General features: G+C 33.9%; 19 protein-coding genes. 13 read left to right on the top strand and 6 right to left on the bottom strand.

Annotated elements, in window-relative coordinates; all coding sequences use genetic code 11:
• Nucleotides 1–5 precede the first annotated feature (5 nt).
• The gene (locus RBG61_RS04960; RefSeq protein WP_307946301.1) at nt 6–1,346 is read left to right on the top strand and encodes a CCA tRNA nucleotidyltransferase; all 1,341 of its coding nucleotides are present in this window, start codon (nt 6–8) and stop codon (nt 1,344–1,346) included.
• A 40-nt stretch (nt 1,347–1,386) separates the two neighbouring features.
• Here RBG61_RS04960 and RBG61_RS04955 read toward each other — a convergent pair whose 3' ends face one another.
• Together RBG61_RS04955 and RBG61_RS04950 are read right to left on the bottom strand one after the other, a co-directional pair.
• The gene (locus tag RBG61_RS04955) at nt 1,387–1,944 is read right to left on the bottom strand and encodes a hypothetical protein (protein ID WP_307946299.1); all 558 of its coding nucleotides are present in this window, start codon (nt 1,942–1,944) and stop codon (nt 1,387–1,389) included.
• A gap of 38 nt (nt 1,945–1,982) precedes the next feature.
• A complete protein-coding gene (locus tag RBG61_RS04950; protein WP_307946297.1) occupies nt 1,983–2,339 on the bottom strand; it encodes a hypothetical protein in 357 nt (118 codons plus the stop codon).
• A 232-nt stretch (nt 2,340–2,571) separates the two neighbouring features.
• On the opposite strand from RBG61_RS04950, the gene RBG61_RS04945 reads away from it, so the two are divergent.
• From RBG61_RS04945 to RBG61_RS04935, 3 genes are all read left to right on the top strand, one after another.
• Nucleotides 2,572–3,273 (top strand): response regulator transcription factor, encoded by a 702-nt coding sequence (locus RBG61_RS04945; RefSeq protein ID WP_307946296.1) that lies wholly within the window; start codon nt 2,572–2,574, stop codon nt 3,271–3,273.
• Entirely contained in the window at nt 3,260–4,663 is a 1,404-nt protein-coding gene (locus tag RBG61_RS04940) for a sensor histidine kinase (RefSeq protein ID WP_307946294.1), read from the top strand. Before RBG61_RS04945 ends, RBG61_RS04940 begins: the two co-directional genes overlap by 14 nt.
• Before the next feature lie 163 nt (nt 4,664–4,826).
• Nucleotides 4,827–6,458, top strand: coding sequence for an L-lactate permease (locus tag RBG61_RS04935; protein ID WP_307946293.1), 1,632 nt, complete (start codon nt 4,827–4,829; stop codon nt 6,456–6,458).
• A gap of 136 nt (nt 6,459–6,594) precedes the next feature.
• On the opposite strand, the gene RBG61_RS04930 is transcribed toward RBG61_RS04935, so the two are convergent.
• A complete protein-coding gene (locus RBG61_RS04930) occupies nt 6,595–8,733 on the bottom strand; it encodes a GH92 family glycosyl hydrolase (protein ID WP_307946291.1) in 2,139 nt (712 codons plus the stop codon).
• Between the two features lie 276 nt (nt 8,734–9,009).
• Here RBG61_RS04930 and RBG61_RS04925 point away from each other — a divergent pair, with 276 nt between their 5' ends.
• From RBG61_RS04925 to RBG61_RS04910, 4 genes are all read left to right on the top strand, one after another.
• Nucleotides 9,010–10,293 (top strand): UDP-N-acetylglucosamine 1-carboxyvinyltransferase, encoded by a 1,284-nt coding sequence (locus tag RBG61_RS04925; protein ID WP_307946289.1) that lies wholly within the window; start codon nt 9,010–9,012, stop codon nt 10,291–10,293.
• A gap of 74 nt (nt 10,294–10,367) precedes the next feature.
• On the top strand, nt 10,368–11,159 hold the full coding sequence (locus RBG61_RS04920) for an MBL fold metallo-hydrolase (protein WP_307946287.1): 792 nt from the start codon (nt 10,368–10,370) through the stop codon (nt 11,157–11,159).
• A gap of 15 nt (nt 11,160–11,174) precedes the next feature.
• Nucleotides 11,175–11,651 carry a 23S rRNA (pseudouridine(1915)-N(3))-methyltransferase RlmH gene (gene rlmH / locus RBG61_RS04915; RefSeq protein WP_307946285.1) on the top strand — a complete coding sequence of 159 codons (477 nt, stop codon included), beginning with the start codon at nt 11,175–11,177 and terminating at the stop codon, nt 11,649–11,651.
• A 38-nt stretch (nt 11,652–11,689) separates the two neighbouring features.
• The gene (locus RBG61_RS04910; RefSeq protein ID WP_307946284.1) at nt 11,690–12,241 is read left to right on the top strand and encodes a hypothetical protein; all 552 of its coding nucleotides are present in this window, start codon (nt 11,690–11,692) and stop codon (nt 12,239–12,241) included.
• A 68-nt stretch (nt 12,242–12,309) separates the two neighbouring features.
• Here RBG61_RS04910 and RBG61_RS04905 read toward each other — a convergent pair whose 3' ends face one another.
• Both RBG61_RS04905 and RBG61_RS04900 read right to left on the bottom strand, forming a co-directional pair.
• Nucleotides 12,310–13,071, bottom strand: coding sequence for a hypothetical protein (locus tag RBG61_RS04905; RefSeq protein WP_307946283.1), 762 nt, complete (start codon nt 13,069–13,071; stop codon nt 12,310–12,312).
• Nucleotides 13,072–13,139: 68 nt separating this feature from the next.
• Nucleotides 13,140–13,532, bottom strand: a complete 393-nt coding sequence (locus tag RBG61_RS04900; protein ID WP_307946282.1) for a desulfoferrodoxin family protein — start codon at nt 13,530–13,532, stop codon at nt 13,140–13,142.
• A 307-nt stretch (nt 13,533–13,839) separates the two neighbouring features.
• On the opposite strand from RBG61_RS04900, the gene RBG61_RS04895 reads away from it, so the two are divergent.
• From RBG61_RS04895 to RBG61_RS04875, 5 genes are all read left to right on the top strand, one after another.
• Nucleotides 13,840–15,132, top strand: a complete 1,293-nt coding sequence (locus tag RBG61_RS04895; RefSeq protein ID WP_307946281.1) for an IS110 family transposase — start codon at nt 13,840–13,842, stop codon at nt 15,130–15,132.
• A gap of 319 nt (nt 15,133–15,451) precedes the next feature.
• Nucleotides 15,452–15,718, top strand: a complete 267-nt coding sequence (gene nrdD, locus RBG61_RS04890) for an anaerobic ribonucleoside-triphosphate reductase (RefSeq protein WP_307946279.1) — start codon at nt 15,452–15,454, stop codon at nt 15,716–15,718.
• Nucleotides 15,719–15,931: 213 nt separating this feature from the next.
• Complete coding sequence (locus RBG61_RS04885; RefSeq protein WP_307946277.1) at nt 15,932–16,735, top strand: motility protein A; 804 nt, start codon at nt 15,932–15,934, stop codon at nt 16,733–16,735.
• Between the two features lie 16 nt (nt 16,736–16,751).
• On the top strand, nt 16,752–17,642 hold the full coding sequence (locus RBG61_RS04880) for an OmpA/MotB family protein (RefSeq protein ID WP_307946275.1): 891 nt from the start codon (nt 16,752–16,754) through the stop codon (nt 17,640–17,642).
• A gap of 159 nt (nt 17,643–17,801) precedes the next feature.
• Nucleotides 17,802–18,152 (top strand): hypothetical protein, encoded by a 351-nt coding sequence (locus tag RBG61_RS04875; RefSeq protein WP_307946273.1) that lies wholly within the window; start codon nt 17,802–17,804, stop codon nt 18,150–18,152.
• A gap of 46 nt (nt 18,153–18,198) precedes the next feature.
• Here RBG61_RS04875 and RBG61_RS04870 read toward each other — a convergent pair whose 3' ends face one another.
• Nucleotides 18,199–20,631, bottom strand: coding sequence for an FAD-dependent oxidoreductase (locus RBG61_RS04870; RefSeq protein WP_307947202.1), 2,433 nt, complete (start codon nt 20,629–20,631; stop codon nt 18,199–18,201).
• Nucleotides 20,632–20,666: the final 35 nt, after the last annotated feature.

Here is a 20,666-nt window from a genome sequence, read left to right as displayed (position 1 = left end):
ATATTATGAAATTTTCGTTGCCACAACAAGTAAATAAAGCACTCACGATGCTTCATCAAAATGGATTTGAAGCGTTTATTGTTGGTGGTTGCGTAAGAGATTTCGTGTTGCAGCAAGAACCGAAAGACTTTGATATTACAACAAATGCAACGCCACAGCAAACGTTATCGGTATTTCATGAATATAAGACGATTGAAACGGGCATTCAACATGGGACGGTAACAGTTATTATTCAATCGATACCCTTAGAGATTACAACCTATCGAGTTGATGGGGAATATACGGATTATCGAAGACCTGATTGTGTTGCTTTTACAAAAAATTTGCAAGACGATTTAGCACGTAGAGATTTTACAATCAATGCAATTGCTTATAATGAGAATAGCGGAATTCAAGATTATTATTCAGGACAAGAAGATATAAAAAGAAAAATAATTCGTTGTGTAGGCATACCTCAAAAACGGTTTGAAGAAGACGCATTACGCATTATGCGTGCACTTCGTTTTTCTGCTGTGCTTGGATTTACAATAGAAGATACTACGAAAAAAGCAATGTTTGAAAAAAAAGAATTGCTCCACAATATAGCAGTTGAACGTATAGCAGTTGAAATTATTAAGTTGATTTGTGGTGAAAATGCAAAAGCAGTTTTATCAGAGTATCTTGCCATTTTAGCTGAAGTAATTCCTGAGTTGTTGTCAATAAAAGGGTTTGACCAACATAATCCCCATCATATTTATGATGTATTAACACATTCTTTCGTTGCACTAGAAAATGTTCCTCCAATTGCTCATTTACGGTTAGCTGCTTTGTTTCATGATATTGGAAAGCCAATGGCATATACACTTGATGAAAATAGCATAGGCCATTTTTACGGTCATCCGAAAATGAGTGAACATATAGCGGTCGGTATTTTACGACGCTTTAAGTTTGATAATGATACGATTCACAAGGTGAGCGTACTTGTAAACTACCATGATGCATCAATTGAAGCAACAGAAAAATCAATCAAACGATGGCTATATCAAATTACACCAGAACTGTTTTTAGATTTACTGGAACTCAAATGTGCTGATAATCTTGCACAAAATCCAAAGTATCGAAATCAAATAAGCATTTATCAAGAAATCAAAGGAATTTATCATAAAATAATAGAAGATCAAGATTGCTTTTCAATGAAAGATTTAAAGGTAAATGGAAATGATTTAATTCATATTGGAATTACGAATGGAAAAGAAATCGGAATGATAAAAGGAAGCTTATTAAATTTGGTAATCGACGGGCAATTAAATAATGACAAAGCGGAACTGTTAGAAAAGGCAAAACAACTGAAAAGTACTTTGTCTTAAAAGTTAAGGCAGAAAGCTGGTTGCTTTCTGCCTTGCGTTATTAAGCTTTATTGAAAAGAGAAGCCATTTTGTTTAAAATTTCGTTCATTTGGGTTAGTGTAGCAATTCTTTGATTTTGAATACTATAGATTTTATCAAATGCTGCTTGAATGCCGGTATAATCTTTTGCTCGAACGGATTCTTTGTTTTTTGTCATGATGGCTTTTATAGAATCTTTTGTTGCAGATACTTGATTTCTAAGCTCTATAAGTTGCTTTTTATAATTGTCGATTGCATCAAGTGTTGCTTGGTCAACGCTTCCATTGTTTGCTTTTGCTTTTTTTAACGATTGGTTAATAGAGTTATGAAGTGTTTTGTTTTGCTCTCTTAAAGAAGCAAGTTTTTGCTTATTGGCTATCATTGCATCTTTTTTCTCTTGTAATAATGCTTTTACTTCGTTTGGCGTTTGGCGCTTTTCTATATTTTGTTGCACTCTTTGAGAGTTAGTTTCTTTGTTCTTTCCTTGATTATTTTCCGCATACGCCGAAAAGGGTATTGAACAGGTAATCATAAGAGCAACGATGAATGTGATAGCAGTTCTAGATACTATTTTTTTCATAAATAAATATCCCCTTTTTAATCATATTGGGTTAGCTGTTAATTTGGTATGATAAGCTCATCTTCAGTTATGTCATCAAGTGAATTTAGTATAGTATTCAATTCATCTAATGACTTTTGCAATTCGTCTATTTCGGACGAAGCTTGTTTTTGATTTTGAGTAGTATTGGTTGAAGAGGTATTATCGGCTTGCTTTTTATTTTCAGTGGAACTGGTTGAAGAGGTATTATCGGCTTGCTTTTGACCTTGAGTAGAATTGATTGAAGAATCGTTTTGAATTTGTTGCTTAGAGTTACTTGACAAATTGTTGTTACCAGATTCCTTCAATGCAGAATTACTACATCCGGTAAATGCTAAAACAAGCATAATCGATATAGACGCTATTGCTTTTTTCAAGTATTCACCCCCTATAAAACGTATTTTGATTATTACCTTATGAAAAGTAACTGGTTTACAAAACAAATACCAGTTTTGAAATGATATTTTGTTTCTATCTTTATTTTAATCAAAAAGTTATGGAAATACATCCAAAAAACTGTGGCAAAATTGTGGCGAATCTTTCATTTCAATTTTAAATTAGCTATACTGAAAATAACATTTTAAATGGTTAAAGATGATGAGGTGTTTTATGGAACGGTTAATCTATGTTGCAGATGATGAAAAAAATATTAGAGAGCTAATAGCAACTTTTTTAAAAAGCGAAGGCTTTCAAGTGAAAACATTTGAGAACGGAGATAAGTTGTATTCTGCGTTTTTAGATACTCATGCGGATATGATTGTATTGGATATTATGATGCCCGGAACGGATGGACTATCGCTTTGTACCAAGTTAAGACAAGTAAGCAATGTACCTATTATTATTGTTTCTGCAAGAGATAGCGAAATAGACCGCATAACAGGAATAACCCTTGGATCAGATGATTATTTAACAAAGCCGTTTTCTCCGATGGAGTTAGTTGCAAGAGTGAAAGCAATGTTTCGACGATTGGATTTTGAACGAAAATCAACAAAGGATGAAAAACTTGTAGTGGGCAATGTTTCAATTAATCGTTTAACTAGAACCGTAACAGTAGAAGATAAGGAAATAGAGCTAACCCCAACAGAGTTTGCACTTATGGTATATTTGTTTGAAAATAAAGAGAAAGCGGTTTCTCGAGAGGAACTTTTAGAAAATGTCTGGAAGTTAGAATATATGATTGATACACGTGCCACTGATGATGTAATAAAAAGGCTAAGGAAAAAATTAAGCTTACAACAAGCCAACATAGCAATTGAATCTGTTTGGGGATATGGATTTAAGTTAGAGGAGCGAAAAAATGAAAACGCTTAAACAAAGTATGTTACAGCCGTTTCTTCTTTTATTAATTGCAATTCCTTGTTTGGTGCTTATTTTATTCAACATTATCATACGATTATACATTTTTGATAATGCAAAAAAAGAAATTACAAATACAATGGAATCTATAAACACAATGATAAAAAAAGAATATAAAATTGAAGAAAATTTAAATAATGATCAAAGTACTGAAAAAGCTTTTTTGCCGATTAACTATGCATTAAAAGCATCCAATATGATGCTGAACACAGAAGTGTATTTATATAATCAAATGGGGGTGCTTACTTATCCCAAGGATAAGCAAAATACATTTTTAACACAAGAACTTGAAATTCAAATACAAAACTATATAGAAGATAAAAATACAACTGCGATTGAGCATATAAAATCCAATGGGAATGGATATCTGATATTAAAAGACGAAATAAGAAAACGTAATGATAAGAGGCCAATACATTTTGTTATTGTTTCCTCACTAGATAGCTTAAATCAACCAATTAAAACGATTAACTCCATTTTATTTTTTGTTTTGATATTGGGTATACTGATTGGAGTTTTAATTGCGAATCGAGTTTCCAATAAGATTTCAAGATCCGTAACAGAGCTTATTGATATAACAAAGGTAATTGGTGAGGGGCAAGTGGTATCAAGTAGTAAGAAAATATCAATTTCAGAATTATCTCAATTACAAAACAGTATGATGAGAATGTCTGTAAAGCTGTGGGAATACGATAAAGCGCAAAAGAATTTTTGGCAGAATGCTTCTCATGAATTACGTACACCGTTAATGTCAATCGGAGGCTATGCGGAAGGAATAGAATCGGGAATTCTTACCGATTCAAAAGAAGCCGCGCATATTATTGGAGTGGAATCCACAAGATTAAATAAATTGGTTGAAGAATTATTAACGTTATCAAAGATTGATAATAACTTATATGAAAATCAACTTGAGTCTCAAAATATTATTCATTTTGTAAAAGAATGTTATCCGATGTTGAATGGATTTGCGTTGAAAAACGGAAAAGAAATTACATTAACAATTCTAAATGAAGAATTATATTGCGTTGTTGATGAAAACTTGTTTTACAAAATAGTAGTGAATGTAGCATCGAATTGTATTCGTTATGCAGCAAATTCAGTATCAATTTTGGTAATTCAAAATGAAGGAAAAGCAATGATACGAATTTCGGATGATGGAGAGGGAATAGACAAAGACGTTTTACCACATATATTTGAGCGATTTTATAAAGGAAAAGGAGGTAATTTCGGGCTTGGCCTTGCAATTGCAGATGCTGCCGTTACTTTTATGGGAGGAACAATAAAAGCTTATAACGGTGAAAAAGGTGCTATATTTGATATTTGTTTTCCTATAATAAAGCTGTAAATTCTAATAGTGCGTTCAATTATGAACGCACTATTGATTTTATGTTAACGAAATCGCTACAAAAGTTAACAAATGTTCTTTAGCGATTTAATGGATAAAATCGCTAAAGTATGTTAAAATCGAATTACAGTAATTTTAATACAAAAAGGAAAGCAGGAATGCTATGGGACAGATTATTTCACTTATTATGACATTAGTGCCTATTGTGGTCATTGTTTTATTATTGGTTGTTTGGAAAAAGCCAGCGGATATTACAGGAACAATAGGACTATTATTAGTTGCATTGGTTGCAATTTTCTTTTTTAACACTTCAATAGAAGTTGTGTTTCGCTCTACAGTTGCAGGATTGATTAAATCATTTTCGGTTTCGCTGATTGTTGCAACATCATTATTACAAATGGCTTTGATGGAAAAGAGTGGGGCATTAAAAAGAGTTATCATATTTATTAAGACAATAGCAAGCGAAAATAAAGCTGTTCAGATTATGATGATAAATATTGGATTTGGAACTTTAATGGTAGCAGTGGGAGCAACTCCGGTATCTATTTTGCCACCAATTTTACTGGCAATGGGTTATACTACATACGTTGCCATTGCTTTACCCTCAATAGGATATGATTCTTTATGTACTTATGCATTGTTAGGTGCTCCGATTGTTGTTTTTGTAGATATGGTTAATAACTTTTTGAAAACTTCAGGATTATTAACTGCCGGTGCAGAAATAACACTATCCCAAGTTGGTCATGTATTTGCTTATTTCTTACCGCTTACTTCAATCATGATTGGTATAGCAATGCTATGGATAACCGGAAAAGCGGAAGGAGTAAAAAAAGGTATTCTTCCGTGTTTGGTAACAGGTGCTGTGATTGGTGTAATATCATTCTTTACGAGTAAATTTGATAATCTTGTTGTGTTGACGGGTGTTCTATGTGGAATCGGAGTTATTCTTGCAATGCTGATTTATTTAAAGGTAACCGGAAAGAAAATTATTGATAAAAGTATTTTAACAGAAGAAGAATTGGCATATGAAAAAGAATATCCATTGATAAAGGCGTTAGCACCTTGGCTTTTGTTAATTGGGATTATCTTAATACTCAATATTCCTCAACCTGTTTTTGATTTATTATATCGAAAGCTATTATTTCCAATTAAAGGATTAACGGCAGATGGTTCACCAATTTATACACGATTTTTATGGAACGCATATACTTGGATATTGGTGAGTACAATCATTTCTATTTTTATACTTCGTCCGAAAAAAGAGCAGCTCAAAGATACGTTTCAAACATGGATCAAGCGTGCACCTAAACCGGTATATTCAGCTGCAATTTTCTTTGCAATCGGTGAAGTAATGAATATGTCTGGATTTGATATAGCAACAATGTCTTTTCAAGTGGATAGCATGATTAAAGTTTTGGCAGAATACTCTGCATCTGCTTTCCAAAACATATATGGTGCAGTTGCTGCATTTATAGGAATGTTCGGTGGATTTATTACGGGTAGCGAGGCGTCGACAGTAGCAATGTTTGCGAAATATGCAATGAGTACAGCTCAAACGCTTAATATGAATAAAGTTGAGCTTATTATTGTTGCAGCAGGCTTAGCCTTCGGCGGTGGCTTAGCAAGTGTTATTTCTCCTGCAAAACTGCAAAATGCTGCGGCATCTATCGATAAGTTAGGAGAAGAAAACAAAGTAATTCGAATTGCATTTTTGTTTTCGTTCATATTCATAGTCATAACCGCAGCGTTTATTATGTTGTTATTAAAGATACTTCCACATATTTATTCGATATAAATCAAAATATTCCCGACAATTTTGTCGGGAATATTTTGATTTATAATACTCATGTTCACTACTTCATATCAAGAGTTAAAAAGCCGATAAAAATTATATATTAAAATCGCTGGATATAAGATGAAAGCAATATGAATTATGCCCAAAGCTCTTTGTTTGGCTTTTCACCCATAGTTAATACAAGTTCTCCACCATTTACAATGTCTTCGTGCATTAAAAACGGCTTTTCAAGTGATTTTCCGTTTAAGGTTGCCGCTTGAATGTACTTGCATTTTTGGGATGCACCATCTGCTTTTACGGTGAATGTTTTTCCGTTATCGAGATTGATTGTAATAGTATCAAAAATTGGGCTACCAATAGCGTATTCATTACTTCCAGGGCAAACCGGATAGAATCCCATAGCAGAGAATACAAACCAAGAACACATTGCTCCACCATCTTCATCCCCGCAAACGCCTAATGGATGATCGGTATACCATAATTTAACGATATCATGGATTTTCTTTTGTGTTTTATATGCTTGACCAACATAATTATATAAATACGGAATATGAAAGCTTGGTTCGTTACCATGACAATATTGTCCGATTAAACCCGTAGCATCAGGAAATTGTTTTAAGAAATAGTATTTTGGTACTTCATATTGCTCAATAAATAAATTATCCAGCTTTTTAATAAACTTATCTTTACCACCATACATTTCAACCATTCCGTTAATATCATGCTGAACGTTAAAGTTGTAGATGTATGCATTGTTTTCTGCAAAATACTTTCTACCACCTTGCCCGCCGCATAGTTTTGGATTGTATTCTTTAGTGAATTCTCCGTTTTCCATTTTAGGATGAACAAAGCCTGTTTCTTTATTAAAAACATTTAAGTAATTTTTAGAACGTTTTAAGAAATATTCTGTATCTTCCGTTTTACCAAGATGATTTGCAATTTGAGCCAAACACCAATCATCATAAGCATGCTCCAAAGTAACGGCAACTGCTTGACGATTTTCGAATTCATGTACACCCTTAAAGGTTTCTTGTTCATTTTCATCAAGTCCTGGGAAAAATCCTTTTTCATAATAACATTTTGTTAATTCGTCTGCTTCGCCATCTTTCCAAGGAAGCATCGTGCGTTTCGTTGCATTTTTATATGCAGCTTCATAAGCTAACTCTACATCAAATTCAATTCCTTTTGCCAAAGAATCTGCAAGAAGCGAAACAGTATGATGCCCTAACATACAAGGAATATTTCCATTCATATATGGGAATCTAGGCAGCCATCCGCTCTGCTCATACATTCTTAAATAAGATACTACGATATCTTGATGCACTTTTGGCTCAACAAGAAGTTGCAATGGATGTGCACAGCGATAAGTATCCCAAATGCCATCATCACAATAAAATTCATTACCGTTATCTTGATGAACGAGCTTATCATAACCAAGATATTCTCCGTTCTCACTATAGTTATGCATACGTGCCATGCTGCGATAAAAACTAGTGTAGAACACTGTTTTATTGCTTTCATCAATGCCTGTTACATCTATCTTTGAAAACAATTGATTCCATTCGTTTTTACAAGTATTTTGGATGTCTGAAAAAGTTTTAGTGCTTACAGATTTTGTATAAGTCTCATCGCATTTGTCAAAGCTAATCATAGAAGAAGCAAAAAATACAGTTGCTTTTTCAGTATTTAGTTTTATTTTAAAAGTCAATGTATTATCCAATATTTTAGGGTTATAGCTTTGCGGGGTTTGCGTATCTGTTTGTTCTATAGATTCAATTGCTTCAAAATCAAAACGAGTGTAGCAAGTTGCTTGAAGACCAATTCCTTTGACATAAATAGAATTGCCGTTTATTTTATATTCTGTTCCGCTTTTTACATAGAGCATCACAAACGCATTTGTAGAATCAGAAAAATGGAACTCAAATGCACCGTAATTCTTATATGCAGTATGAGAGGATGTGATGTCACTATCTTCTAACCATACTTGATAATAATGAGGTTTTGCTTGCTCTAAATCATGGTCAAAACCACTTGCATTTTCATAAAAGTCCATACTGGTAGATTGATTGGTTGGCATAACAATAGCACTTCCAGCTTTAAAACCATAAATTTTATCAGATGTATAATAATCGACTACACCCGGAGCAAAAATTGGGGCAATTTGCACTGCGCCGTGTGGTGATTGAACAGCAGGAGAACAAGCTGATAATAAATGTCCATATGTTCCTATATTTGTGTTGACATAGCTTGTATAATCCTTATTTTTTGTACTCATATCCTTACTCTCTTTCTCTTTTCAATTTACTTTATTGTATCATTTTATTTTTAACATACAAGTATCATTATCATAGTATAAACGCATGCGAAAGTCTATATTTTTTAAATGATAAACATTAGAATAAGTAACAAATTTATGATATGTTATTTATATACTTTGCACAATGAATAATTTGCAAAAAAAATGATATACTTTTTGTTTCAGCTAAAAAAAACTTTGATTTTTAGAAATTATGTGGTATACTAATCGTATACACATAAAGGAGAGAAAAATGTGGAAAAATATGTTATAAATGGCGGGGTAAAGCTACGTGGTGAAGTTGTCATCAGTGGTGCAAAAAATGCAGCCGTTGCGATACTTCCTGCAACCATCTTAGCAAATGGCCCTTGTATTATTGAAAATATTCCAAACATCAGTGATGTTTCTGTTATAATAAAAATCTTAAGTGAAATGGGTGCTGATATTCGAGTTATCAACAAAAACACCCTTGAAATTGATACTACACACATTACCTTGCCGGAAGTACCTTATGAGAAAGCAAGGCAAATGCGTGCGTCTAGCTATTTTTTAGGCGCACTTCTTGGCCGTTTCCGTGAATCAAAAGTTGCGCTCCCTGGTGGATGTGATTTTGGCGTTCGACCAATTGATCAACACATTAAATGCTTTAAAGCGCTTGGAGCTGAATGCGATTTACAATTTGGTATGATTCAATTAAAAGCAAAAGAACTAAATGGAACACATCTCTATTTTGATGTTGTAACTGTTGGTGGTACGATTAACGCAATGCTGGCTAGTGTATTAGCGAATGGTCAAACTATAATCGAAAATGCAGCAAAAGAACCTCATATTGTGGATCTTGCAAACTTCTTAAACTCTATGGGTGCTGACATTATGGGCGCAGGTACCGATGTTATTAAAATTCGAGGCGTAAAAACGCTCCATGGAACCAGCTATTCTATTATTCCTGATCAAATCGAAGCAGGAACTTATATGGTGGCTGCTGCGGCTTCTCAAGGAGACGTATTAATTAAAAATATTATTCCAAAGCACTTAGAATCAATTACTTCTAAACTTGAAAAAATCGGCGTTACTGTAATTGAATATGATGACAGTATTCGAGTAATCGGTAATCGCCCTTTACTAAAGGCAAATATAAAAACAATGCCACATCCGGGTTTTCCTACTGATATGCAGCCGCAAATCAGCGTATTGCTTTGCCTTTGCGAAGGTACAAGTATTGTTACAGAGGGTATATGGGATAATCGATTCAAATATGTGGATGAGTTAAGGCGCCTTGGCGCAGATATTTCAGTTGACGGAAGAGTGGCAATTATTGAAGGTATTAAGAAATTTACTTCTGCTCCTGTTAAAGCTACCGATTTGCGTGCCGGAGCGGCTCTTGTAATTGCTGCACTTGCAGCAGAAGGCGAAACTGTAATAGAAGATATTTATCACATTGAACGTGGCTATGAAGATATTGTTTTAAAATTAAGACGCCTAGGTGCTGATATAAAAAAGATTGTTACTCCCGATAGTGTATTAGAACAAGTTTTATAAATTAGAGCGTCATATGGGGACACCTCAGTGTTCCCTTTTATTATGAAAAAAGATAAAAGGAAGGGCTGAACCATTTGTCATATGTATATTCACTATGTAGTTCTTCCAAAGGAAATTGTACTTACATAGGAAACAAAAATAGTGGCGTTTTAGTTGATGTGGGTATTGGCATTCGTGATTTTACTCGTTTTTTAGAGATACAATCCATTGCACTCAGCAGTGTGAAAGCGATTTTTATCACACATGAACATACAGATCATATCAAAGGGCTCACCACTGTTTTAAAGAAAATCAATGTACCAATCTATGCATCTAGAGGTACTTTAGAGCAATTGGTTTATAAAAATGCAGTGAATGGTACAGCCGACTTAAACGAAATTAACAAACGAAGCGTTTGTATTGATGATATTGAAATTGCTGCGTTTCAAACGCCTCATGATGCAGCTCATTCTCTCGGTTATCGTATTGAAACAAATCAAGGCAAAAAAATATGTGTATGTACTGACCTTGGACATATGACCGATGAGATTTATGTAAACCTCAAAGCCAGTGACTTTATCTTATTAGAATCCAATTATGATGAAGATATGTTACATAACGGAGATTATCCGTATTTTTTAAAGAATCGTATTTCAGGTAATGATGGGCATTTATCAAATGAAAATTGCAGTAAAACACTTGTTAGCCTTCTTCAAGACGGCACAAGTAAATTTTTGTTAGGTCACTTAAGTGAGAACAATAATCGCCCACATTTAGCATATGATACTGCAATCAACGAATTACAATCCATTGGTGCTCAAGTAAACAAAGATTTTCAGTTATCAGTTGCTGCCGTAAAGTGTAATGGCGACATTTTTGAAGTTTAGCAAAGGAATGAATTAATGCTTACAATCAATATCATATGTATTGGAAAACTAAAGGAGTCCTATTTGCGTGATGCACAAGCAGAATACCAAAAAAGATTGGGTGCTTTTTGCAAGCTAAACATCATTGAATTAAACGAAAGTAAGCTTCCGAACGATCCAAGCGATGCGCAGATTCAAAAAGGGATGGAGATTGAATCACAAGCCATTCTTTCTAAATTAAAAGGATACATTGTGCCAATGTGCATTGAGGGAAAGATATTATCTTCTGAAGATTTAGCCACTAAAATGAATGAAGTTTCGCTTAATGGAACGAGTGAAATCAGCTTTGTTATTGGGGGCTCTTTTGGCTTGAGTAATGAAGTAAAGCAAAAAGCAGACTTCAAGCTTTCTATGTCAAAAATGACATTTCCTCACCAGTTGGCTCGGATTATGTTATTAGAACAAGTTTACCGTGGTTTTCAAATTAACTCCAATGGTAAGTATCATAAATAAAAAACAAACGACATTTCAGATTGACAGGAGAACTCTATATGACACCTATTGTGAAAAAACAATTGCAATTTATTTGTATCATGATGTTTTCAGCTATTCTTTTTTTACTTGTATATACCTTTTTACATGAAATAGGACATGGTATTATTGGCATGCTAACCGGTGGAACGATTGACAATATTACGTTAGGGATAAATGCACATATCTCAATGCACAATACTAATTATAATAATATCACTCTTCCATTGATGAATTGCTTTGGAATGCTATTTCCTTATCTCATTTGTTTTATTTTTGTCTTATTTTACAATAACAAAATAAATAATATCTATTATCACTCGACTCATTTTCTATCTTTAATTATGATAATGGGTTCCGTTTTTCCTTGGGTATTCATTCCGATTATTAGTTTCTTTGCACAACCACCTCAAAAAGATGATGTAACAAAGTTTATGATGAATTCCGGATTTCATCCTTTAGTAGTAAGCGGAATATCTTTACTTCTGATTTTACTTTTGGCTTTTGTTGCGTTGAAAAAGCAAGCGTTCCAAACATATATTATTAAATCAAGAGCACTATCAAATCAATAAAACGTGAAACGGATTGCACCTTGCTATTTGCATGATACAATCCGTTTTGTACATATTATAAATTTAATTTAGATATTTTTTATGATGTCAAGGGATATTCTATCATATTCGCCTGGTTCTTCGCAAACAATTTTCTTATTCACTACACCCACAAACACCATATAACTTTTTTGTTCTTTTTTCACTTGAAAAAAATAATAGCCAAGTTTATCTTCGTTTTTAGTTTGCAATTGATTGTAACGATTAACGAGTATAGATAATTCATTCACATTCTCAACATTGGTTATATATGTAGGACTTTCATAGCCCTTTTTTGTAATCATCTGTTTTGCCTGGTTTAAGGTGGACGGATTAACAATCATACAAAATAAAATTGTTGTCACACATATTCCTAGATATACAAGTGAAAACAATCTTGATAAAAGATTTTTAATACTATCTTTTTCTTTTGGATTCTTGAAACACAATAAAAAAACAACACATTCGATGGAAGCTACTAAAACTATGTATGTTGATAAGTTGTATCTATCTTTATAAAGATAATATCCCAATAAGAAAATCAAGCATATGTAGATGATATTATCAACAATATCTAGAACACTTCTCCATTTACTTTTATGCTGTGGCTTTTCTTCGACATCGCTAATCATAAATAGAGATACAATCCCTAAAATAGGAAGCAGTATAATATATAATAGCCGTATATCAATTGCTTTTCCATAAATATTGTTTTTGACCACTAATAAGAAACTGCAAGTAATAACATATACTACTATTGCAATAATTATACTTCTTTTTCTTTTTATATATGGTATTATATTGTTACCCAAGACAACGCCTCCTACTTGCAATATATCTGTAAGCTAATAGAACAGGACTGTAGTCCTGTTCTATTAGCTTACATTTCTTTTTTCCATAGTCCATGCAAATTACAATATGCATAAACACCAACTACTTTATCATCATCCGTTATTGCAAAACTTAATTCCGGCTTTGTTTCAATGGCTAAACATTTCCGTTGTCCACCATTTTGAATTTCAACATATACCCATTCAATATGATGTTCCTTACTCATGGGATGCTCTATTTCACCGATTTTAACGTTCACTATATTGTTTTCTATAGAAACAACAGGAATATGTTTTTCAACAGCAGCATCGGTTACATTCGCATTCAATTGCTCCATTTCCTCTCCACAACAGATAATAGGAACACCGGAACTATGGATTGTACCTATCAAATTTCCACAGTGCTTACATACAAAAAATTTAGAATCCTGACATTTGTTCATAGTAACATCTCCTAGTATAATAATGTCATAGCTGTTTTAGCTATGCAGATTGTAGACACGCTTGATGTTTCTTGATAGACACCAGACTGATTGTAAAGTATAATTTCGTGGATAGGATAAAAAATGCACATCTCCCTGGGAAGTTGGTTTTTACCGACCCATACCTACAATTAAGTCAATTAATCCATTCAATGAAGATTTATGATTTGGCTGGTTGGGAGCCGTCAAGCGGCTATACCTGTATCACATGCTAGGATGTGTATTCATTGTTTTGGAATGGATGCCTATCGGAAAGGACTCATCAATTATGTCAAATAATTTATTTATCTCTGTTGGTATTGATGTTGGTGCTGATTTTAGCTTTATGTCAATCGCACTACCAAACCAAACCTTTTGGGGGAAACCCTTTAAAATTACCCACTCGAACCTTAATTCTTTGGATAAAGCAATTCTGACAATTAAAGAAGCAGAAGAGCTGAATTCTTTGAAAGCTCGAATCTTTCTAGAATCCACGGGTATTTACCATTACCCACTCTTCTGCTATCTTCGTGACAAGGGATTTGATGTATCCGTCATTAATCCTATCATCACAAAGTCTAGCACGAATATCAACATTCGTAAAGTACATAATGATAAATTTGATTCTAAAAAATTAGCTTTAGTTGCTTTAAAGCCTGATTTGAAAACTTCTGTTATTCCATCAAATTTAGTTCTTGATTTACGTAACCTAACCAGAGAGTACTATAATCTTGTGGATTGTCGTTCCGCTTATGTTAATAAGCTACAAGGTGAACTAAGAGTATCTTTTCCTCAATATATCAGTATCTTTTCAAAGCTCACAGTCGAAACTTCCCTTGTTTTATTAGAAAAATACACTTCACCACAGGCTTTTCTCTCTGCAAGAAAGAGTTCTGTTATTAAACTAATTATGACTACTGCGAGGTTCGGCGTAGCATATGCCGAGGATAAATACAAAAGAATCATTGAGGCTGCTAAATCCGCCACAGCTTTTGGTTATGCTGTTCCAAGTAATTTTACTCTGATTAAGTTGTACATATCTTTCATTAGAAAGTACAATGAAGAAATTGAATCAGTTCTTAATTTAATGTACAAACTTGTTGATAATCATTCCGATGAAACATTTGTTAAACAAATTCATCTGCTTGAATCAATTAAAGGATCTGGATTTCTTTCTGCTGTTACTGTAATGTGCGAGATTGGGGACTTCTCAGTTTTCAAGTCACCTAAGCAACTTTTTGCGTATTTTGGTCTTGATCCTGCTGTAAAGCAATCAGGTAAATTTATAGGTACAGATGTTAAAATGTCTAAACGGGGTTCGCGTATCGCTAGACGAGCTATTCATACGATTGCTCTTGTTAGTATTGGACTTACTCGCAAAGGCGATGCCAACAATCCAGTTTTAAGAGATTACTACCTATCAAAGTGTCAATCAAAGCCTAAAATGGTTGCCCTCGGTGCTGTTATGCATAAGGTGTGTAATATCATATTTGCTGTTCTTCGTGATGAAAAAGAATTTTCAATTATCACACCGCAGCAACATAAACTTAATTTTTTAAATAGTACTTCTCTTGCAGCATAGCTCCATTAATTAACCTCACAAATAGACTTTTTGTTTTCAAAAGGTCTATTCCCTATACCCTTTTTTATTTTTTCAATTTTTTATTTTCTTAATTTCCCCCCTTGACAATTCTTAGCTGGACTTTTTATTGATTATACCTTGATATTACAGTACATATAACTGTTTGTCAATATAGTGTATGGATTTTAACAAATATTAACCAAAAATTTTATATTTATTGCTCATAATTTTTATAACAATATGTTGTGCTTCAGCTTGACTTTATACGCAATATGTGGTATAAATATACTAAAACAGTATATTTTAAGGAGTAATTTATATGACACAAACAATCAACATTATTGGTGGTACATTAGAACAAAACGAAGTAAACGCTTATATTGAATATGTAAAACTAAACAATCCGAATGAAGACATTGAAACACTGAATATTGAACTGGATGGCGAATTCGTAAATCTTACTTATACGTTAAAACCGATTCCATTTGAACGTATTCGCAGAGTAACGGGCTACTTAGTAGGAACGCTTGACCGTTTTAACGATGGTAAACGTGCGGAAGAACGTGATCGAGTAAAACATATGTGATATTTATTAACAGGTATTTTATGGTGAGCATATGTTAATCTTACTTTCAATATAAATAGATATTATAATACATTTTTATATATAATTATAATATATAACTTATATAGTAAAAACAATTGACATTATATTCTCATAATGTTAAACTGATTCTGATTTTAAATAAGTAAATATATAAGAAATAGGTAAACTATTTTGATTTAGGGGACAGATTTTATGGACTTAACACTTTTAATTGGCATCCTGATTGGATTTGCAGCAATCGTTGGTGGATTTATGATAGAGGGCGGTGCTGTAACCTCATTACTTTTAATTAGCCCTGCTATTATTGTTATCGGTGGTACTATTGGCGCAACACTCGCTTCATATCCAATGAACGATATCGTTAAAGCTATGAAAGCATTAGTATATACCTTTTCTAAAAAATCAAAAGGTGATCCCAATGCCGTAATTGAAAAAATGCTTGAAATTTCTGAGACTTGTAGAAAAAGCGGTATACTATCAATAGAAGAAGAGCTAAAAAAGCCTGACTACAGCGAAGAAGAATACTTATTTTTCAAAGAAGGCCTAATCTTAATATTAGAGGGTAGAACCGAAGAAGAAATACAATATGTTTTAGAATCGGATATTAATGCCTTCACATTAAAAAAGCAATTAGAAATTGCCGTTTTTGAAAGTGCTGCCGGATACGCTCCTACAATGGGTGTATTAGGTACAGTTATGGGATTGGTTACCGTATTAGCCGATATGAGCGATGCTAAATCGCTTGCTGCATCTATTGCAACAGCATTCGTTGCTACCTTATATGGTGTTGGTATTGCCAATATCATTTTCCTACCAATCGCAACAAAATTGAAATCAGATTTAAAACGTCAAACAATTCAAAAAGAAATGATTACTGATGGTATTTGTATGATTGCCAAAGGCGAAGCTGCAAGAAATATTGAAAATAAACTATCCCTATATTATCAAGCCTTTCCTGGTGGAGACAAGAAGTATAGAGAAGGTATTGATAATTAGACTTGAGGGGAAATAAATGAAAAAAAAACGTAGGCAAGAAGAAGAAGGACACGCAAATGGTGAACGTTGGCTGTTGACATATTCGGACTTAATTACGCTGTTGCTTGCCCTATTTATTATTATGTATACAATGAGTTCGGTTGACTTAGATAAATTTAAAGAATTATCTAAATATCTAAGCTTGACCTTTCATGCAACAGGTTCCAATGAAACTGCTAGTGGAGAGCTTCCAAATCCACAAGACATAAGTAATGCTATTAAAAATGCAAATTCAAGCAGCAAAGAACAGACTACATCTAGTGAAAATAAGAATTCAAACAATAGTAACAGTAACAACAATACCGCAGTAGCTGTTACTCCACCAAATGCACTTGACGAAATATACCAAGAAATTAACACATATATTCAAGCTAATCAATTAGATTCAAAAATTGGAATTGTTCGCTCTGAGTCTGAGCTAAAAATAACATTAAAAGATACCATTTTATTTATACCGGATAGTCCAACAATGCTGCCTGACAGCAAACCAATTCTTGAAACGATTGATAAATCACTCAATAAGGTTTATGAAAAAATAGATCATATCACAATTAGCGGCCATACTGCTGACTTTTATAACGAAGGCAATAAGAGTAGCGCATTTGCATGGGCACTTTCAACGAATCGTGCAGTAACCGTTTTAAACTTCCTAAAAGATAACGGGTTGCCTGAAAGCAAGTTGTCCATTGAGGGATATTCACATTTCAAACCGATTGCTGAAAACAATACCGAAGCCGGACGAGCTAAAAACAGACGTGTCGAAATAACCATTCGTAAAGAAGGCGTAAAAAATACGAAACCAAATCAAACAGCAACTTCTTCAAGCGAAACAAGCTCAACTAACACAACAAGCTCTTCTAATAAATAACGAACACAAAATAGCTGCTCAATTCTGAGTAGCTATTTTAATTTTTATGGATAAGCTTGTTCACCGTAAATAACTGAAAATTGTCCTTTATTTTCCAAGTAACTGCTTTACATATGATACAATTGATGTATAATGAAGTTATGAATGGAGGTTACAAACATGAAAAAGAATATACTACCACTAGCTTTATTATCATTCTTTTGTGTCGTTATGGTTGCTGTAATTTGTTTACCCACAACGCAATTAAAAGCAAAACACATAGCGCAAACAGCTATTGAAAACATGGCAAAGGCTGAAATCAAAGATCATAACCATCCTTATATTAAAAAAGTGGAAATTCCTAAAGGTTCTGAATACACAGTTGTTTCAGACAACACCAAATGGACAGATATTCAAGGAAAAAAAGTTTGGCAAATAACCTACCATACCACGAATGACGGTTTAAACCCAATAGTTGTATATATAGATTACTATAATGGTAAATTATATGGGTTTGCACCACGATGTTAATAAAAATCCGCTGATATTCAGCGGATTTTTATTATTGTTTCGCTTATTATGAAATAAATAATGACATATCAGATTCTTCTGCATTTGCAAGCATTGCTGCAGCACCACCTGGTTTTACGCCATCAATAAGTTCTTCCATCTTGATGCCCATTACATCCATACTCATAGTGCAAGCAACTAATTCAACGCCATTTTCCATAGATGCTTTGATTAAGCTTTCTAAATCATCAACGTTTTTGTTTTTCATAACATTTCGAATCATTTTTGCACCCATACCACCCATATTCATTTGAGATAGAGATAGCTTTTTAGAGCCTCTTGGCATCATAGCACCAAACATTTTGCTCATGAAATCTTTTTGAACCTTTACCTTTTCAGGTTTTCTTAAAATATTTAAGCCCCAAAAAGTAAAGAACATGGATACTTTTCTTCCCATTGCAGCAGAAGCATTCGCAATAATGAAAGACGCAATTGCTTTATCTAAGTCGCCTGAAAATACGATGATGTTTTTATTATTTGCAACATTATGGTTTAAGCAAGCAGCAGCGCCACCTTTTTTGATAACAGCTTTTGAAATTCCTTTTTCTGCATTCATTCCACCAAATGTGTTACCTGTTCTTCGACACCATGCTTCCACATCAGCAGCGAACGCAGGGTCAGTCGTTTTAATTTCAATTACATCTCCATCTTCCGCATTCTTTACAGCTTCAGATAACTTCATAATTGGACCAGGACACTGTAAACCACACGCATTCACTTCAACTGTTTTTACAGAAGTAGGAACCATAGTCTCACTGTTTAGTTTAACATTGTTGATTACGGGAACAGTCTTGCTATAAATACTGCTGTATAAACGATAACCACCGGAAAGATTGAAGCAATCAAATCCGTTTTGAGTAAGAATTCTGCAAGCGACATATCCTCTCAATCCTACCTGACAAGTTACATAGACTGGTTTTGATTGATCAAGCTCAGATATATGATTGCGTAATCCATCTAATGCAATATTGATAAATCCATCAATATGACCATTTTCATATTCCATAGCAGTACGAACATCAAGAAGCGTTACGTTACCGTCTTTTGGTAACTCGTTTACTTCATGCCAATGAACTAATTTTACTTTTTCAGTTAGGATATTCTCGGCTACAAATCCCGCCATATTTACAGGATCTTTTGCAGAAGAGAATGGGGGAGCGTAAGAAAGTTCAAGTTTGGTTAAATCATATACTGTCATATTTGCACGCATCGCAGTAGAAATAACATCTAAACGCTTGTCAACGCCATCATAGCCTACAATTTGTGCACCAAGGATTTTACCATTCTCTTTATTAAATAGCAGTTTTACAGACATATTTACAGCGCCAGGATAATAAGAAGCATGAGAAGCCGAATAAGTAAATGACTTTTCATAAGGAATAGCTAATTCTTTTGCACGTTTTTCGGTAATACCTGTAGTTGCAACGGTTAAGTCAAAGCATTTCAAGATACCTGTTCCTTGTGTTCCTTGGTAAGTGCTTTCTATTCCGCAAATATTATCAGCTGCAATTCTGCCTTGCTTGTTTGCAGGTCCTGCTAAAGGAATGTATCCTTTTTGGTTGGTTACGAAGTCGGTTATTTCAACAGCGTCACCAACAGCATAAATGTCTTCGTCAGAAGTTCTCATAAATTCATCTACAACTACTCCGCCACGTTCATTTACGGAAAGTCCCGCATCTTTTGCAAGCTTGCTTTCAGGACGAACGCCAACAGCTAGGATAACCATATCAGCAAATAACTCTCCATTACCAAGAGTTACTTTTAAGCCAGTACTACCATTTGCAATTGCTTTTACACCGTCGTTTAAAATAAGGTTGACACCTTTTTGGCGAATATGGTTATGCACATCGCAAGCCATATCATAGTCAAGCGGAGCAATAACATGGTCAGCAAACTCAACAATTGTGACTTCTAATCCAGCTTGATGTAGGTTTTCTGCCATCTCGATACCAATATATCCACCACCGACAACAATCGCTGATTTTGGTTTATTTTGCGTAATGTAATCTTTAATACGATAGGTATCCGGAATATTGCGAAGTGTGAATATTTTGTCATTAGCAATGCCTTCTATATTCGGCTTTACAGGCTCTGCACCTGGGGATAGAATTAATTTATCATAGCTTTCGATATAGGTGTCGCCTGTTTTTGTATTTTTCACGCGTACTTTTTTATCTTTGCGGTCAATTTCAACGACTTCACTAAAATTGCGAACATCTACGTTGAATCTTGCATGGAAGCTTTGTGGGGTTTGCAAAGTCAAAGTTGATTTATCGGTAATATCCCCGCCAATGTAATATGGCAATCCGCAATTGGCAAAGGAAATATATTCGCCACGTTCAAACATAATAATTTGTGCTGTTTCGTCTAATCTACGAAGTCTAGCTGCAGCCGATGCACCACCGGCAACACCGCCAACAATTAGTATTTTACTCATAATTAAGACCATCCTTTTATATTAATACTGTTGTAATA

Source organism: Paludicola sp. MB14-C6 (assembly GCF_030908625.1).
Lineage (GTDB): Bacteria > Bacillota > Clostridia > Oscillospirales > Ruminococcaceae > Paludihabitans.
The sequence above is the reverse complement of the archived record's forward strand: the minus strand, read 5'-3'. Positions and strand labels throughout refer to the sequence as shown.

Excerpts from the sequence above, each read along its gene's own strand:
- RBG61_RS04960 (WP_307946301.1), top strand. The coding sequence starts at position 6 with ATGAAATTTTCGTTGCCACAACAAGTAAATAAAGCACTCACGATGCTT.
- RBG61_RS04955 (WP_307946299.1), bottom strand. The coding sequence starts at position 1,944 with ATGAAAAAAATAGTATCTAGAACTGCTATCACATTCATCGTTGCTCTT.
- RBG61_RS04945 (WP_307946296.1), top strand. The coding sequence starts at position 2,572 with ATGGAACGGTTAATCTATGTTGCAGATGATGAAAAAAATATTAGAGAG.
- RBG61_RS04940 (WP_307946294.1), top strand. The coding sequence starts at position 3,260 with ATGAAAACGCTTAAACAAAGTATGTTACAGCCGTTTCTTCTTTTATTA.
- RBG61_RS04935 (WP_307946293.1), top strand. The coding sequence starts at position 4,827 with ATGGGACAGATTATTTCACTTATTATGACATTAGTGCCTATTGTGGTC.
- RBG61_RS04930 (WP_307946291.1), bottom strand. The coding sequence starts at position 8,733 with ATGAGTACAAAAAATAAGGATTATACAAGCTATGTCAACACAAATATA.
- rlmH (WP_307946285.1), top strand. The coding sequence starts at position 11,175 with ATGCTTACAATCAATATCATATGTATTGGAAAACTAAAGGAGTCCTAT.
- RBG61_RS04910 (WP_307946284.1), top strand. The coding sequence starts at position 11,690 with ATGACACCTATTGTGAAAAAACAATTGCAATTTATTTGTATCATGATG.
- RBG61_RS04900 (WP_307946282.1), bottom strand. The coding sequence starts at position 13,532 with ATGAACAAATGTCAGGATTCTAAATTTTTTGTATGTAAGCACTGTGGA.
- RBG61_RS04895 (WP_307946281.1), top strand. The coding sequence starts at position 13,840 with ATGTCAAATAATTTATTTATCTCTGTTGGTATTGATGTTGGTGCTGAT.
- nrdD (WP_307946279.1), top strand. The coding sequence starts at position 15,452 with ATGACACAAACAATCAACATTATTGGTGGTACATTAGAACAAAACGAA.
- RBG61_RS04885 (WP_307946277.1), top strand. The coding sequence starts at position 15,932 with ATGGACTTAACACTTTTAATTGGCATCCTGATTGGATTTGCAGCAATC.
- RBG61_RS04880 (WP_307946275.1), top strand. The coding sequence starts at position 16,752 with ATGAAAAAAAAACGTAGGCAAGAAGAAGAAGGACACGCAAATGGTGAA.
- RBG61_RS04875 (WP_307946273.1), top strand. The coding sequence starts at position 17,802 with ATGAAAAAGAATATACTACCACTAGCTTTATTATCATTCTTTTGTGTC.